This is a genomic window from Clostridium malenominatum, from assembly GCF_039521365.1.
Lineage (GTDB): Bacteria > Bacillota > Clostridia > Clostridiales > Clostridiaceae > Clostridium_AW > Clostridium_AW malenominatum.
The window spans coordinates 1976997-1991735 of sequence record NZ_BAAACF010000001.1; the positions used below are offsets into that span (position 1 = coordinate 1976997).

Here is a 14739-nt window from a genome sequence, read left to right on the forward strand (position 1 = left end):
AAGTAAAAATGGAAAATTTCAAATCCTTTCATGGTACTATTACCATGATTAATGATTTTTGGACAAATGCTAGCGGAGAAGGATTGGGATGTTACAAATTAATATCTGTACAAAATGAATACGGTGATTTAGTAAATTTCGTAGTATCACCATCTACTTACTTTGTAGACCATGTGACGTTATCAGTAGGGGATAGAGTAACTGGATTTTATGATGGGAATGCACCTGTTCCTCTAATTTTCCCACCTCAATATAGAGCACTTGTCATGGCAAGAGATACCTCATACCAAAATGTGAAAGTAGATTATTTTAACAGTCAATTGGTAAGTAGTGATAATACATTGAAGTTAAATATTGGTCCATATACTCAAATATTATTAGAAAATAATCAGCTTTTTACTAATAACCCTACAAATCGAAACCTAATTGTTGTCTATGGTCCTACCACCAGGAGCATACCGGCGCAAACTACACCATATAAAATTATTGTTATGTGCTAAAAGTTAGGCTTACCACTATTGGTAAGCCCATTTAAATTGCTTTTATAATCTCCATACCATTGTATACTCTATTTCCTTAGTATCATCATTCTCTTTTTCAATTTCTATTTTGAATCCATGCTTTTTATAAAACTCTACTGCTTTTAAGTTTTTAGCATAAACATCTAATTTTAAAAGGAGATACTGTTCCTTACATTTTTCAATTAACTTACTGCCTATTCCACTAGATTGATATTTATTTGAAACAAATAATCCAGCAATATAGGATTTATCTACAATACCTATAAATCCTTTTATTTTATCATCATCTTCATAAACAAGAATCTCAGATTGAGGCAAAACTTCTTTTACAAAATCATAATTTTCTATCCAATAGCTTTCGGAAATAAAATCGTGGGCTTTAATATTTACTTCAAGCCAAATTTTCATTACATCATCTATTTTAGATATTTCCATCTTTTTTATCATCACTTTTACTCCTCTTATTTAAACAGTTTAATTCTAGAATGAAGTCAAACACCTTGGTTTTTCATCTGACGCAAATATTGTATTTAACTTATTAAGATACTCATCTTTTGATAATTTAACCAAACCATATCTATATAAAGATTTTAAATCTACAACGCAAGTTATCAACGAAGAAAAATCTGCAATATCTATAGAAAGCTCCACATCATACTCTCCCTCATCCACGCAAGTAGCTTTCCCATCAATAAATTGTATAATATAAGAATCGTTGTTTTCTTCCATAAAGGTATCATTTATTTTTAACTTAAGTTTACAACTTATATTATTAAAATTATGTTCTTTTAAATCCTGGAAAAGCTTCTTAACATTTATAACTCTATACATTATTCCTGTCCCTTGAGCGCTACATTCATGGTATACAGAAATCAATAATCTACTAGAATTATTTCTTGGATCTTTTAGGGCAAACCTAAAGTTTTCGTCCTGTGTATTAATTATAATATATCTAAATTGATCGCTTTGGCTGTTTAAAAATGTCATTAGTTCTAGGAATACTTCAGAGTTATGGAATAGTATTTCAGAAATAAATATGTCATTAATTAAAAAAGACTCTACATCACCTTTTCTAAACTGCAAAACCATATACCCTAATATTTCACCATTTACCTTATATCCAAAAACCTTATTTGATGGATCCCTGAATAAACCTTTAAACTCATTTGTGCATTTTTCTATAAGACCATTAGTTTTATCCACCATTTTATTATAAAATATGCACATCGCTTCGGCATCATCTACAGTTAAAAGCTTAATATTTTTCTTTGAATACCCCTTTGGCAAATTCTTAGGACAAATTTTAAATTGATTCATGCTTGTCCCAAATCCAAATCCCATTTTCTTATAGAACTCTGGATTAAAAGGATAAAGTAGTGCCATTGAAGCTCCCTTTTCTCTAAAATGATACAAGAAAAACTTTATCATTTCTTTAGCAACCTTTTCTTTTTTGCGAAGAAGATCTACAGCTACAGACCCTACTCCACCTGCAGTTATTTTTTGCTGTAGTAAGTTCATATTAAAATCGTGTAATCTCATACCACCTATAAGGTTATCCTCATCATACACACCATAAAAATTTACAAAACTATACTTGTTTATAGCTAGTATTCTTTCTTCGTATTGCTCAAGTGAAACTGGTACACCTGGATAAGCATTTGAAAATGTTTTTACTGCATTTTTTAATTCATCTTCTTTTAATTTAACAATTGAATACATAATTATCCCCCTATTGATACATTATTATAAAAAAAGCCCTCTTTAAACTCATGTAGATATATTATTTTTCATCCTCTTCCCCCATTTCGCTAAAGATTCTAGCGCCGGTATCAAGTCTTTACCCGCTTCAGTAAGGGAGTACTCTACTCTTGGAGGAATCTCCATAAACTGCTGTCGGTTAATTATCCCATAAGCCTCCATTTCCTTTAGAGATTGAGATAACACCATGTTTGTTATTCCATCAATTTTTATTTTCAGTACCTGTACCACTCATTGAATAACTCCTTTAATCAGTTTTTTCTTACTTAGTCATTAAATACTGCATACTTGTACTTATTCTCTCCTGTATTATAATTATATCATAATTGATCAATTACTATTAATGTTATACAAGGTTATATGTACCAACTAGTTCTAGAAACTTCCTACTCTATTTTAGAATGATAAATAAAAGGGAGTGTAATATATGAATATAAAATATGAGATTATACCTAATGAAAAATTTGAGTATTGCAGAGATTTATGCAATGAACTCATGGTCTTTCAAAAGTCAAAAGCACAAATTAAACCAGAATTATTTAATAGCATGAATTTTGATACCCGAATGATTCCTTCTATGAAAGGTGCACTGCATAATTATATCGTAGTTGTTAGAGATGAGGACAAAATAGTTGGTTATGTATACTCAAACATATCTCCTAAAGCAACATATTCAAATAACTTCGCTACTTTCTTTGATCTTTCTTCAGTTACCAAGGACAATGTAGGTTGTTTATCTCAGTTTTATCTAAAAGAAGATTATAGAGGAAAAGGCATTGGCTCCGTACTTTTTGATATGTCCATGAAATGGCTAAACAGCTTTGATGATGTTGAGGATTATTTTATCTTTGTTTCAAATGGCAATGACAACGCTTTGAAATTTTATACGGGTAAAGAATTTGTTTTTAGTCATAAAATATTGGATGGTTTTATATCTGTTTTGCGAAATAAATTATAAGAATTTCGGGTTACTTATAAGCTTGCTGGGTATAATATAATTGTTTATATTACTAAGGAGGTATTTATTATGAATAACCAACGTGCAAAAAATATTATTGCTTCTTCAGATATGATTACAGTAACCTATAATGGTACACCAGTTTATCTTGAAGCTGTAAATGACAATAATAACACAGCTAAAATCCATTACCTCGACCATCCAGAAAACAAACAAGAAGTACCCTTAGATAATTTAGTAGAACATTAAATTTTACCAAAATAAAAGTATTATTTATCATTTATAAGTTGATAGATAATACTTTTATTTATATTTATTTATACTTGCAAAGCAAGATCTTCTTTCTTATTAAATTTATTATAAAAGCCTTTGTTCACAATAAAGGCAATGACAGTACCTACTAATATTAAGCCTATTCTCATAGAGGCTGATACATGCATATTATATAATATCATGGACGCTCCTAAGGAATTTATAGTTATAAAGAGTATTTGCACTTTATATTCCTTAATAAAAGTATAAATATAACTTAAAAATAACAGTACGTAGGTGCTTAAATTTTTGGGTACTATAAAGTTAAATATTACTACAAAAATTAGAGTTCCTAAAATAGTTCCGAATACTCTATACTTAATTCTTTCCTTTGTTTGATGAAGATAGGGCTGTGTTAATGACATTACCGTAATACTTATCCACATAGATTTTTCTAAGCTAAAATAATTCCCTAAAAGCATTGCTGCGGCTACTCCTACCGCCATCCTAAAAGCAAAATTAAACTGTAAAGAATGTTTATCTATTGATGTCAATTGCTCATATAAGCTATTATATTTAAACCCATACACTCTTTTATGAGTTGCATAATAAGCTAAGGCAATAAGAATTCCCCCAACCAAAGTCCCGACTACTCTAAGGGCCAGTTTTTCAATAGTTACTGGATTACCCTCTAAAAATACATAGCATAGTATGAAAGGCAAAAAAGTTTTTGTATTTTCCTTATTAGCAAATATATATGTTATAAGAAATACAGTTATACAATTGATCACTACACCTATTAAAGGATTTAACCTGCTTAAATAAGCTGAAATACCCATAAGCATTAAAGATACTATAATGGCCATAATAGAATCTTTAATAGGTAAATCTATTTCAATAACACCACACATGAGTATGGCAGTTATAACCCCAACGCCTAATAGGCTATTTTCCACCCCAAAGAACTTTGAGAATTGTGATACAGATATTATTATTCCAATTAGCAATATTAAATTTCCAAATAATAATTTAAAGCTCAAATTTTTAATTTTTCCCACTAACCTTTACCTCCGTTCTTATGATGCAATTTTAGACAAGACTACAATTATATCATAATTTTAAATTATTTATATCTAGGTTAAGGTCCATGTGCTTTAATCTCAACAAATAAACTTTATTATTACTTTAAATTTCTAAACCATGCTTTTATAGATTACAATAAACTTATTAAAATAGACATTAACGCTGCTTACCATAAACAGCATCAATGTCTATTAATTATCACGTACCGCAGAAGGTTCTATAGCGACGCTCTGATTTTCTTGGAAGTGCAGCATAATCATCTTGTTTATCTGAATATACATAAGGACATGCCAAAACATCTAAAAGTCTCTCCATCACACTATAATCTCCTCCCTTTACCGCAGCTTCTAATGCCTCCTCTACTCTATGATTACGAGGAATTACTGCAGGGTTAAAGCTACGCATTAACTCTTGGAAGGAATCCTTCCCTTCTTGTTGTCTACTTAATCTAGCTTTCCAATGCTCATACCATTTTGTAAAATCCTCATTTCCAAACAATGATGTATCCTCTGGCTTATCAAAAGTCAACGCACGAAAGGTATTTGTGTAGTCTGCACGATACTTTTGCATCATGCTAAGAAGATTAGCTATTAGCTTTTCATCCTCTGGCTCTTCATTAAATATTCCTAACTTTCCTCTCATTCCTTTGAGCCAATTATCTTTATATAAATCAGCATAATCTGCAATGGCATCTTGTGCTATGTCCACAGCCTCCTCTTCCTTTTCATGGAGCAGTGGCAATAGTGCTTCAGCAAATGTAGCTAAATTCCACGCTGTAATATTAGGCTGATTTCCATAGGCGTATCGTCCATACATATCTATAGAACTAAATACCGTCCCTGGGTCATAAGTATCCATAAAGGCGCAAGGGCCATAATCAATGGTTTCTCCACTTATTGTCACGTTATCAGTGTTCATTACTCCATGAACAAAGCCAACTAATTGCCATTTAGCAACTAATTGAGCCTGTCGCTTAATTACTTCCTTAAGCAGGCAAAGATATCTATCTTCATTATCTTTACATTCTGGAAAGTGTCTTTGTAATGTGTAGTCAGCTAAGATTTTGAGTTCCTCATCACTTCTCCACTGAGAAACGTATTGAAAGGTTCCCACACGCAAATGGCTAGAAGCTACGCGAGTTAGAATTGCACCAGGTTGCTCTGTTTCGCGAATTATAGATTCGCCTGTTGTAACTACCGCTAAACTTCGGGTAGTAGGAATGCCAAGTGCATACATGGCTTCACTTATGATATATTCTCTTAGCATTGGCCCAAGTGCCGCTCTACCATCTCCTCCGCGGGAGTATGGAGTTCTACCAGAGCCCTTGAGCTGAATATCAAACCTCTCACCTTGGGGAGTGATTTGCTCACCAAGTAATGCAGCTCTGCCGTCTCCTAGCATGGTAAAATTTCCATATTGATACCCTGCGTAAGCTTGAGCTAGTGGTGAAGCGCCCTCTGGAATTTTATTCCCTGCAAGCATCGCTACTCCATCACTGCTTTGTAATTCTTCTACCTTTAATCCTAACGATATAGCTAAAGGATTATTAAGAATAATCAATTTCGGTGATCGTACAGGAGTTGGATTTTGGCTGGTAAAAAATGATTGTGGCAGACAAGCATAACTATTATCTAGATTCCATCCTGCTTCTAATATTGTTTTTTCCTCTGTCATGGTATCTCCTTTCTTAATATCTTTTTTTATATCCTACTATATTTTTATCCCTTTTATTTTCTACTTCTGACAATTTATTATACTCTATACACTATATATTCCATAAATTACTTCTTTATAAATAAATCCTTTCCTCTTAATCCGTTCTCTTTTATTTGCTTACGCCATCCCATTTCTGCTGCAAACTTATAGGCAAACCTTGGAAAGTTAGGAGAAATAAATATATCATCTTCTGTGACACCTATGGCGATACTATTTGCAATAGTCTTTAAAGCTTTGGATAAATTCTTTTTTGGACCTTTTCCATCAGGAAGTCCTGCTAACATTGGAAGCATTCCCCCTCCTCCAATACCAATTCCCTGGCCCCAATTAAGCTTTGTTTTTTCACACCAATTTTTTATCATCTCTAAGGCAATTACATTTTGCTTTCCTTCATAAAATCCGCAGTTAACAATAGCATAAACTGTTATCTCCCTCAGAGGTTTTGTATTAAAAAATCTTTCTATTTGGTAAAGACAATTTATCAAATGTGAAGGGATTCCATCTACATATAGGGGGAATGCAAATACTAATATATCGCTCTCCCTTATTTGTTCTAAATTAAATTCACTTAAATTTGACATTCTAAAATGATATTCCATAACCTCATGTTCCTTAGGTAATATGGACTTTAAAGCCTGTAAAACGCACTCTGATGAACTATATTTTACTTTTGGACTTCCATTAATTAAGGCTATTTTCATACTAACACTCCTCCCATCTTTGAATTTCTGAAATATCTTTAAGGAAGGTAACTTTTTTAACATTGCAATCTAAATTAACTCCATTTGCCTTAACTAATTTTTCTGCCGTTTGTTTTTCCTGCTTTGTTATATTTTCACCGTAAAAACATACCTTTAAGTCAAAATTATTATCATATCGCCTTTTATGATGCATTTCATCATTTCTAATCTCAAAATATGGATGTACATAGGAGATGCTTCTATCCAACACTTTTTTTACAAAGGGGCTAAACCCACCATAAAAACATTGGCTAATGATAATAAGCTCCTGACATTTTGATATATATTCTCCCATGTCCCCATATTTATCACGTATAACACAAGTACCAGGTGTTTTTATCCAACATCCAAAACATCCGATGCAATTATTTATGCTTCCATCGTCAGATATTATTTTAATATCATCCATTTTTCCTCGTAATAGTTCTTTTAGTCTTTCCTCTTCTAGGTCATGTATTATTAATTTCATTTATATCCCTGCTTTCTTTATTTCTTACCAACAGTATTAGGAACCCTCTTACTAAATTCAATTTCATTACTACTTGCACTTCCATCTAACAAAGGTGAAGACTGCCCTTTAATATGCTTATCAAAGAAGTTTAGGGTATAGTCATTAACAATTTTAATACATTTAAAGGAATCTATGCTTCCAACTCCAAGCATTCCTGCTAGGAAAGGTGATATTCTAGGCAAATCTGTAAAGTTTAAATGTCCAGAACCCTTTATACATAAAGAGTATGCTGCATTAGTTGAATTATTAAAGGCATTGATGTTTGGCAGATAACTTGTCGCTTTTGCTTCCTCTTCTTGAAATAAAGAACCATACATTAACATAAGAGGTTTATCAAAACTCTTATCTGTAATTATTTCTTTTTTATCCCTATTTAATCCAATAATATCTCCTATCATTGTTCCATCAATAATAATTGCTGCTTTTACATCATCACGTTCTCTAGAAACCTGTGCCGAAGCAGCGCCTCCTAGGGAATGACCGAAAAGTCCTATCTTAGTCAAATCCATATGTCCCTTTAAGAATTCTCCTGACCTTCCAAACTCTTCTGATTTTAAACTATCTATTACAAGCTCTATATCTGCTGTTCTTAAATCCAACCAGTCATGGGTGATTTTAAATGTCTCCTCTGCAGGTAGGCCATCTCTTGAAACCCCTATTGCAGTATTTAAAAAATCTATATTCACAGGAATACCCTTTCCATCTTCAAAAGCAGTATAAAATGCTTGATAGGTGTGATCAATACTAGTAACAATGTATCCGTGACTAGCTAGTTCCCTAAATGTTGAAGCATTGCTCATACGCATACCAAAAGCACCATGGGAGAATATCAAAACAGGGTAATTCTTTTGGGATTTAGAAATTGGTGCACCGCTGATATCATATAAAATCTTTGAATCTGTCTTGTCTGAAGGATACCAAAATTGAACGGCAATTTTACGGGATTTCCCCTCTTCTTTTGAAAAAGTCTCAACACGATTTTCATCTGTAAAATCGAGTACCACAGTACCTACATTAAAATTACCTGTTGGTTCTGGTAGTGGCTTAAGAGGCAGAACTACAGTTGGAATCAGTACGCATATTGATAGCATGAATAAAGCAAACATACGACCTATTACTGTTACTGCTCTACGTCTTGGCTGGTTAGGGTTATGGTTAAATATCTTTGACATTGTAACTAAAAACATTGTAATTGTGAATATATAAAGTGGAATCATGCGCAGCCTTACAGGCTCATTATCTATAAAAAGGTGAATTACTAGAAAAATCACTGAAGTCAAAGGCATAAAGTCGAGAAACCTTGGCACCCGCTTAACAGGTAATAAGTGCCACACAAGTAGCGGTATATTTGCTATTATAATTAATATCTCTAAAGTGGTTAACATAATAAAACCTCCTAATATCTACAATCTTCTATATTCTAATTGTAAACCTTAGAAGGCTTCTACACATCTGCCTGGGGTAATAAGTTAAGTCATAATCGCATATGACCCGAGTCATATATATTGATTTTTAATTGCATATATTGTTAATTTGCTTCTATCATCAATTTCTAATTTACTATAAAGATTACTAATATAATTTTTAACAGTTCCCTCAGAGATGTATAGCTTGTTTGCTATTTCTTTATTAGCCATCCCTTTTCCAACTAGCTTTAGCACATCTTTTTCTCGGTCAGTAAGGTCTAAGTTAATATTTAATCCTGCATCTGTATTATAACAAACCGATTCTTTTGCTTTCCCAGAAATGCGGGAAATTACCTTTGCTGCAATTTCGGGCTGCATGATGAAATTTCCATTGTAAACATCTTTAATGGCTACAACTAACTTTTCAGAAGAAAAATCCTTAAGAATATATCCCACTGCACCATTTTTTAATGCATCAATAATAAGCTCGTCATCATCAAAGGTAGTCAAAATTAATACCTTGATATCAGGATACTGTTGTTTAATAATTCTTGTACATTCCACACCATCCATAATAGGCATACGTATATCCATCAGAAGTACATCAGGTTGCACACTAGGAATTTTATCTAAGGCATCTCTTCCATTTTCGCCCAACTGGACTACAGTCAAATCCTCTTCTAAATCCAATATGGTCTTGAGCCCCTCTCTCATCAATCGCTGATCATCTACAATCATTATTTTAATTTTCACCTTCTACACCACCTCATAAGGAATTGATACCTCTGTTTTAAAGCCGTTACCCTGAGAACTTGAAAACTCCACTCTTCCATTCAAACCCTCAATCCTTTCCTGTATTCCCTTCATACCGTATCCTTTCTTTATATTTATACACCCTGCACCATTATCAACAATACAGAGCTTAAGGGAGCTATTATCTTTTTTTATATGTATTTTAATTTCATCAGCCTGCCCATGTCTAATGGCATTAGTGATGCTTTCTTGTATAACCCTAAACAATGCAACTTCAATTTGTGATTGAAGTTTTATATCCTTTGAAAGTAGATTATCCAAAGTTATATGTACATTTGTACTTTCCATGGTTTCATTGACAATTGAGGCTACGGAAGCAAAAAAAGATTTTTCTTCCATGGCTTGAGGTCTTAGTGCCTTTATACTGCGCTTCACATCATTAAATCCACTTCTTGATAATTCTTGAGCTTTTTCCAACTCAGTAGGTAATCTAGAAGGATCTAACGCCGCTAGTTTCTTGCAAACCTCCAACTGGACGATTAACGTAGTCAGCGTATGAGCAAGGGTATCGTGGATTTCTCTAGCCATTCTAGTTCTTTCCTGCTCCACTGAAAGTTTTTGTGACGCAGCAGAATTTTCAATTAGCTTCTTGTAGGCTTGTTCAAGCTCGTCATTCATATGGCCTAGCTTTTCTTTTTCACGAATTTGAAGCTTAACAAGATAACTCATCCCCACTACAAAGGCTATAGAAACACCATAATTAAAAACCATTGGAATAATTGATTTCGTTAAACTAGTAAAACCATTTTTCATGGCATAAATAAAAAACATGGATGCAATATAAGCAACCACTAAGGAAATGGAATACCTAAAGGGATGTATTATAGTGGTGGAGGATACACAAATATAAAACAAAAGAAGGTTTATGTCGTTTTTATCTATAAAACTAATTGATATAATAAGCATCAGTTCAAGTGCAATGCTTATCCATATATGGTGAATGGGCTTGTTGTTAGAAACCAAGAAATTATCTCTCCAGTAATTAATAAAAAATATAACTATTAAAATAGGTATTAGATATGTCAATTTATCAAAGGTATTATTGGCTATTAATAATACCGTAGCGGAAACATATGTAAATACCTTTATCCAATTTGTAAGATTTCTTACTTGTAAAGCTTTTAACATAAAACCCTCCTGTGATAACACTTTTATCTTAATTATATTCCATACAAAGATAGCTGGCAAATTTTTATAATGATGGCAATACATGCATTACACCATATAAAAGCAGCAAAAATTGGCTATATAAAAAACCATTTCTGCTGCTTTTTCTGTTATTACTCTTATGTTCTATTTTTATTTATGATATTTAAGATATTTTTATTATTAGTTAAAACCCTTGGAATCTTAATTTGATTTTTTGATATTCCCTTGCTTAATTGAAATTCCTTTACAAAATTAAAAGTGTTTGGTTTTAAAAGCACTACTTTTACCCTAGCTAACTTCTTATTATTCCTAGCTCTGTCGTAAGCTAGGTTTGAATTTTTAATTTCACTATCTAATGTTTCTTCTAACAATTCAACCTTTGAGTTAGGTATAGTACTTTTAAACTCAAAATAAAAAACATATCTACCGGGTGAAATTGAATTATCCGGCATTGTTGTATAGTCTACTAGATTTAAGTTTAATTTTTTTACTGTACTTCTTATGGCACTGGTTAAGTGCTCTTCATTGGTCTTTTCAGATACCATATTCAACACTTGATTTTTCCTATATAAAAATTCAACTTCTGGACAATTATTATAAAAATCAACTACCTTAATCACATCGCCAATTCTATACCTATAAAGTCCTGCGTAATTAGTAATAACTACTTCATACTTCTCCCCTACTTTTAATTCATCTAAGCAAAGGACATGTTGTATATCTTCAATCCCATCTCTAATAGGGATGAATTCATAAAAAGCAGTATCAGGAATGATTACATATCTTATCTTGTTTACGTAGGGGTTAATTCCAATCATGGCTTCTGTAGCAGCATAGGCTGGAGAGTAAATGGGTAAGGAATCGGTATAATAATTTACTTTATCGTCATATATAGAAAAGTTTGCTCCAGTTACTGTAGCTATATATGATAGGTTTGGCCATATTCTTCTAACTACACCCTTAAATCCTTTTTTCAATTCCCCTTCTAATTGATCAGCTCTATTGGCATTAGGAGAAATAAGCTTATTTAAATTTTTTCTAGTACTTTCATCAATATTTAAATTACTATTTATACGTCCTCTTCTTATATCCCTTACTAGATCTTCATGTTTACTTTCTAAAACTCTAAATAAGTCTAGTACATTAGAAATAAAAATCCCGCTGATATATAAAAGGCTGCTTTCCTTTAATGCAAATAATAGATGTAGGTAAAGTGCTGCTTCTTTATCCTTTATTTTCATGACTTCAATTGGAGAGGTGTATAAATATGGCAGTATATATCTTATACCATTCATGCCCCCAGAAGTAGCAGAGCACATAGGCACTCCTCCCTTAGTGTAAGTTGTCATAAGTATATCTGTAATCATTAATCCTTTTCCATAATTCCATCTTTCTTTAAAATTGTCATAACAAATCTTATTAGAAAGTAAAGCCATATATTTTGAAGCAACCTTTCTGCTAGTTTTAGTAGCAGGAATTAGCTTTTGTTTTCCTGTAGTTCCAGAGGTATGTCCAAAGTACTCCACATTCGCCCCCGTTAAAATATTCTTTTCCCCATCTGCCATACGCTCTATATAGTTTTCATAATCCTTATATTCAGTTAATGGAACCTGTTTTTTAAAATCCTCAGCAGACTTAATATCTCCAAAGTTAAACTTAATTCCGATTTCGCTCTTACGGCTCATCCTTAATATTTTAAGTAATACTCCTTCGCTTACCTTCCTTGAATTTTTCGTATCTTTATTAAATCTCTTTTGAACTACTCCTCCCCCTTCAATAGCAATTTTGTATAACACCTTGCTTATTATGCTCGTAATAACACACTCCTAGAATTTCTCTATAATTATTATATGGGCTTTTTATGATAGGGTTCGTATTAACCAATATTTTACATCCTTTATTACTGTACTAAATTTATAAAATAATATTTCCTTTTATATTCAACTTACCAAAAATGTCTGCTCCATTTTTTACAGTTATTCCATTTAGGCAGTCATAAAACTGCGGGTATGAAGTTCCATCATCATTCTCTAAATAAGTCATTATCCTAAAGTCCTTATCATAACCTTTAACAGTATATACATCTTGAATTCCTAGTGTAGAAGCAAATTCTTTTGAATACTCCTCTTGCTTACTCCTTTGGTCTATATTGCCTTTAGTGGTTCCAAGTTTCTCTCCTAAAAGTTTTTTTCCATCTTCAGAGTCAATTGTTGTAGATGACATTGTATACACTCTTCCCTTATATACTATCAAGGGCATCATCTTAGCTGGTGCACCTTCCCTTGGCAGTTCTAGTACTGCTGAGATTATCTCGTTATCTTCTTTTGTAACTTCAACAAATTCCCCTTCTAAGGGTACTCTCTTGCTTTACTTGTTTCTGCATAAAGAGTGCCCTAATTTTTTAAATTTAAATGCTATAGCATTGCTGTAAATAGAATCACATTCTTCAAAAATATGGCATATGATAATTCTATAAATATATGAAAGGAATGAGCACTATGTATAATGATTATAAAACATATCCATGTCCCTATTTCATGAATATGCCAATGTATAATACTTGTCCATGTTCTTACTGCTTTAATACACCAATGTATAATACTAATCAGTATATGCCTTTTAATGATGAAATGGAGGATGCTGATTTAATTGAATTGAAGGACTATGGACCAAAACCCTTTGTGGTTAATATTAATGAGGCTACAAAGCAAAACAATACTTTCCGCACAGCTTTATGGACAGGAGAACATTTACAAGTTACTTTGATGAGTATCAACCCTGGCGAGGACATAGGTTTAGAAATTCATCCCCATCTTGATCAATTTCTACGTATCGAAGAAGGTCAAGGTATTGTTAAAATGGGTAATAGAAAAGATAAGCTAGATTTTCAAAGAAGGGTCTCTGATGACTTCGCTATCATGATACCTGCTGGTACATGGCACAATATAATCAACACAGGTGATATACCACTTAAATTGTACTCTATCTATGCGCCACCTCAGCACCCACATGGTACAGTTCATAAAACAAAAGCTGAGGCAGAAGCTGCAGAAAAGGAACACGGCCACTAATATTACAATAAATAAGCATCAGGAATGGTTTTAAATGACCAATTCCTGATGCTTTTATTCATTACATACTCGATTAAAAACATACCTTTAGCAAATCCTTAAGTAACTTTAACATAATCTACATATTTATATTCTACATCTTCTTGCTTATATATTTTCGATTCTTTTACTATCTTCCAATCCTCTAGCAAATCCAAATTAGGCATGGAAGTATCTGCCTTTTCAAAGGATTTCAATATCTTAGTTATATAAGCTCTGGTACAGTATGGCATTATCTGTCTTGCAATATTACCTCCCCCTATAACGAAATTTTCTGTTTCATTATTAGGATTTATTTCTTTTAATACAGAAAATAATTCTTCTATGGAGTTAACGATTATAATATTATCACCTTTACGACCCTTATATGCCTTATCTTCAGTAATCACAATATTTATCCTGTTAGGAAGTGCTTTCTTATCTGGCAAGGATTCAAAGGTTCTTCTTCCCATTATAACAATATTGTTTTCTGTTAACTTTCTAAACCTTTTTAGATCCTCAGATATTTTATATAATAAATCCCCCTTGTATCCAATGTTCCAATTATTATCCACTGAAAAAAGTAAAATCATAACTCCTCCTAATTAAACTTATTTGTAATAATATTGTTTCTTCTGTTCTAAAGAATATACCTGTGTAAATAATATTATTTCAAAAAATTATTTATATATTTATTACAACTACAATAGCAATTCATATGAATAAAATTAAGGTACTTGTCA

The 14739-nt window shown here is 32.3% G+C and carries 17 protein-coding genes; 4 read left to right on the forward strand and 13 right to left on the reverse strand.

Annotated elements, in window-relative coordinates; translation table 11 throughout:
- The first annotated feature begins 8 nt into the window (after positions 1-8).
- Complete coding sequence (locus ABDZ69_RS10005) at positions 9-500, forward strand: hypothetical protein (protein ID WP_343769247.1); 492 nt, start codon at positions 9-11, stop codon at positions 498-500.
- A gap of 42 nt (positions 501-542) precedes the next feature.
- Here the strand turns inward: ABDZ69_RS10005 and ABDZ69_RS10010 are convergent, their stop codons facing one another.
- From ABDZ69_RS10010 to ABDZ69_RS10020, 3 genes are read right to left on the reverse strand one after another with little or no spacing between them, the layout of a single operon-like run.
- Complete coding sequence (locus ABDZ69_RS10010; RefSeq protein WP_343769248.1) at positions 543-968, reverse strand: N-acetyltransferase; 426 nt, start codon at positions 966-968, stop codon at positions 543-545.
- A gap of 33 nt (positions 969-1001) precedes the next feature.
- The gene (locus ABDZ69_RS10015) at positions 1002-2240 is read right to left on the reverse strand and encodes a GNAT family N-acetyltransferase (protein WP_343769249.1); all 1239 of its coding nucleotides are present in this window, start codon (positions 2238-2240) and stop codon (positions 1002-1004) included.
- A gap of 48 nt (positions 2241-2288) precedes the next feature.
- Entirely contained in the window at positions 2289-2510 is a 222-nt protein-coding gene (locus ABDZ69_RS10020; protein ID WP_343769251.1) for a winged helix-turn-helix transcriptional regulator, read from the reverse strand.
- A gap of 196 nt (positions 2511-2706) precedes the next feature.
- Between ABDZ69_RS10020 and ABDZ69_RS10025 the strand changes: the two genes are divergently transcribed.
- A complete protein-coding gene (locus ABDZ69_RS10025; RefSeq protein ID WP_343769252.1) occupies positions 2707-3237 on the forward strand; it encodes a GNAT family N-acetyltransferase in 531 nt (176 codons plus the stop codon).
- Between the two features lie 69 nt (positions 3238-3306).
- Positions 3307-3486: an H-type small acid-soluble spore protein gene (locus ABDZ69_RS10030; protein ID WP_343769253.1), complete on the forward strand. Its 180-nt coding sequence runs from the start codon at positions 3307-3309 to the stop codon at positions 3484-3486.
- A 68-nt stretch (positions 3487-3554) separates the two neighbouring features.
- Here ABDZ69_RS10030 and ABDZ69_RS10035 read toward each other — a convergent pair whose 3' ends face one another.
- From ABDZ69_RS10035 to ABDZ69_RS10075, 9 genes are all read right to left on the reverse strand, one after another.
- The gene (locus ABDZ69_RS10035) at positions 3555-4547 is read right to left on the reverse strand and encodes an FUSC family protein (protein WP_343769254.1); all 993 of its coding nucleotides are present in this window, start codon (positions 4545-4547) and stop codon (positions 3555-3557) included.
- A gap of 223 nt (positions 4548-4770) precedes the next feature.
- Positions 4771-6246 carry a protein adenylyltransferase SelO gene (locus tag ABDZ69_RS10040; protein WP_343769255.1) on the reverse strand — a complete coding sequence of 492 codons (1476 nt, stop codon included), beginning with the start codon at positions 6244-6246 and terminating at the stop codon, positions 4771-4773.
- A 107-nt stretch (positions 6247-6353) separates the two neighbouring features.
- Positions 6354-6989 (reverse strand): NAD(P)H-dependent oxidoreductase, encoded by a 636-nt coding sequence (locus tag ABDZ69_RS10045; protein WP_343769256.1) that lies wholly within the window; start codon positions 6987-6989, stop codon positions 6354-6356.
- A 1-nt stretch (position 6990) separates the two neighbouring features.
- Positions 6991-7497 carry a flavodoxin family protein gene (locus tag ABDZ69_RS10050; protein ID WP_343769258.1) on the reverse strand — a complete coding sequence of 169 codons (507 nt, stop codon included), beginning with the start codon at positions 7495-7497 and terminating at the stop codon, positions 6991-6993.
- A 17-nt stretch (positions 7498-7514) separates the two neighbouring features.
- Positions 7515-8924 carry an alpha/beta hydrolase family protein gene (locus ABDZ69_RS10055; RefSeq protein ID WP_343769260.1) on the reverse strand — a complete coding sequence of 470 codons (1410 nt, stop codon included), beginning with the start codon at positions 8922-8924 and terminating at the stop codon, positions 7515-7517.
- Positions 8925-9035: 111 nt separating this feature from the next.
- Positions 9036-9698 carry a response regulator transcription factor gene (locus ABDZ69_RS10060; protein WP_343769261.1) on the reverse strand — a complete coding sequence of 221 codons (663 nt, stop codon included), beginning with the start codon at positions 9696-9698 and terminating at the stop codon, positions 9036-9038.
- A gap of 3 nt (positions 9699-9701) precedes the next feature.
- Entirely contained in the window at positions 9702-10886 is a 1185-nt protein-coding gene (locus ABDZ69_RS10065; RefSeq protein ID WP_343769262.1) for a sensor histidine kinase, read from the reverse strand.
- Between the two features lie 158 nt (positions 10887-11044).
- A complete protein-coding gene (locus ABDZ69_RS10070; RefSeq protein ID WP_343769643.1) occupies positions 11045-12712 on the reverse strand; it encodes a GH3 auxin-responsive promoter family protein in 1668 nt (555 codons plus the stop codon).
- A 109-nt stretch (positions 12713-12821) separates the two neighbouring features.
- Positions 12822-13160, reverse strand: a complete 339-nt coding sequence (locus ABDZ69_RS10075; protein ID WP_343769263.1) for a hypothetical protein — start codon at positions 13158-13160, stop codon at positions 12822-12824.
- 245 nt (positions 13161-13405) lie between these two features.
- Between ABDZ69_RS10075 and ABDZ69_RS10080 the strand changes: the two genes are divergently transcribed.
- Positions 13406-13978, forward strand: coding sequence for a cupin domain-containing protein (locus tag ABDZ69_RS10080; protein WP_343769645.1), 573 nt, complete (start codon positions 13406-13408; stop codon positions 13976-13978).
- Between the two features lie 98 nt (positions 13979-14076).
- On the opposite strand, the gene ABDZ69_RS10085 is transcribed toward ABDZ69_RS10080, so the two are convergent.
- Positions 14077-14589 (reverse strand): dihydrofolate reductase, encoded by a 513-nt coding sequence (locus ABDZ69_RS10085; protein ID WP_343769265.1) that lies wholly within the window; start codon positions 14587-14589, stop codon positions 14077-14079.
- Between the last annotated feature and the right edge of the window lie 150 nt (positions 14590-14739).

Coding starts and splice junctions, on each gene's coding strand:
- ABDZ69_RS10005 (WP_343769247.1), top strand. CDS start 9: ATGGAAAATTTCAAATCCTTTCATGGTACTATTACCATGATTAATGAT.
- ABDZ69_RS10010 (WP_343769248.1), bottom strand. CDS start 968: ATGATAAAAAAGATGGAAATATCTAAAATAGATGATGTAATGAAAATT.
- ABDZ69_RS10015 (WP_343769249.1), bottom strand. CDS start 2,240: ATGTATTCAATTGTTAAATTAAAAGAAGATGAATTAAAAAATGCAGTA.
- ABDZ69_RS10025 (WP_343769252.1), top strand. CDS start 2,707: ATGAATATAAAATATGAGATTATACCTAATGAAAAATTTGAGTATTGC.
- ABDZ69_RS10030 (WP_343769253.1), top strand. CDS start 3,307: ATGAATAACCAACGTGCAAAAAATATTATTGCTTCTTCAGATATGATT.
- ABDZ69_RS10040 (WP_343769255.1), bottom strand. CDS start 6,246: ATGACAGAGGAAAAAACAATATTAGAAGCAGGATGGAATCTAGATAAT.
- ABDZ69_RS10045 (WP_343769256.1), bottom strand. CDS start 6,989: ATGAAAATAGCCTTAATTAATGGAAGTCCAAAAGTAAAATATAGTTCA.
- ABDZ69_RS10050 (WP_343769258.1), bottom strand. CDS start 7,497: ATGAAATTAATAATACATGACCTAGAAGAGGAAAGACTAAAAGAACTA.
- ABDZ69_RS10055 (WP_343769260.1), bottom strand. CDS start 8,924: ATGTTAACCACTTTAGAGATATTAATTATAATAGCAAATATACCGCTA.
- ABDZ69_RS10065 (WP_343769262.1), bottom strand. CDS start 10,886: ATGTTAAAAGCTTTACAAGTAAGAAATCTTACAAATTGGATAAAGGTA.
- ABDZ69_RS10080 (WP_343769645.1), top strand. CDS start 13,406: ATGTATAATGATTATAAAACATATCCATGTCCCTATTTCATGAATATG.
- ABDZ69_RS10085 (WP_343769265.1), bottom strand. CDS start 14,589: ATGATTTTACTTTTTTCAGTGGATAATAATTGGAACATTGGATACAAG.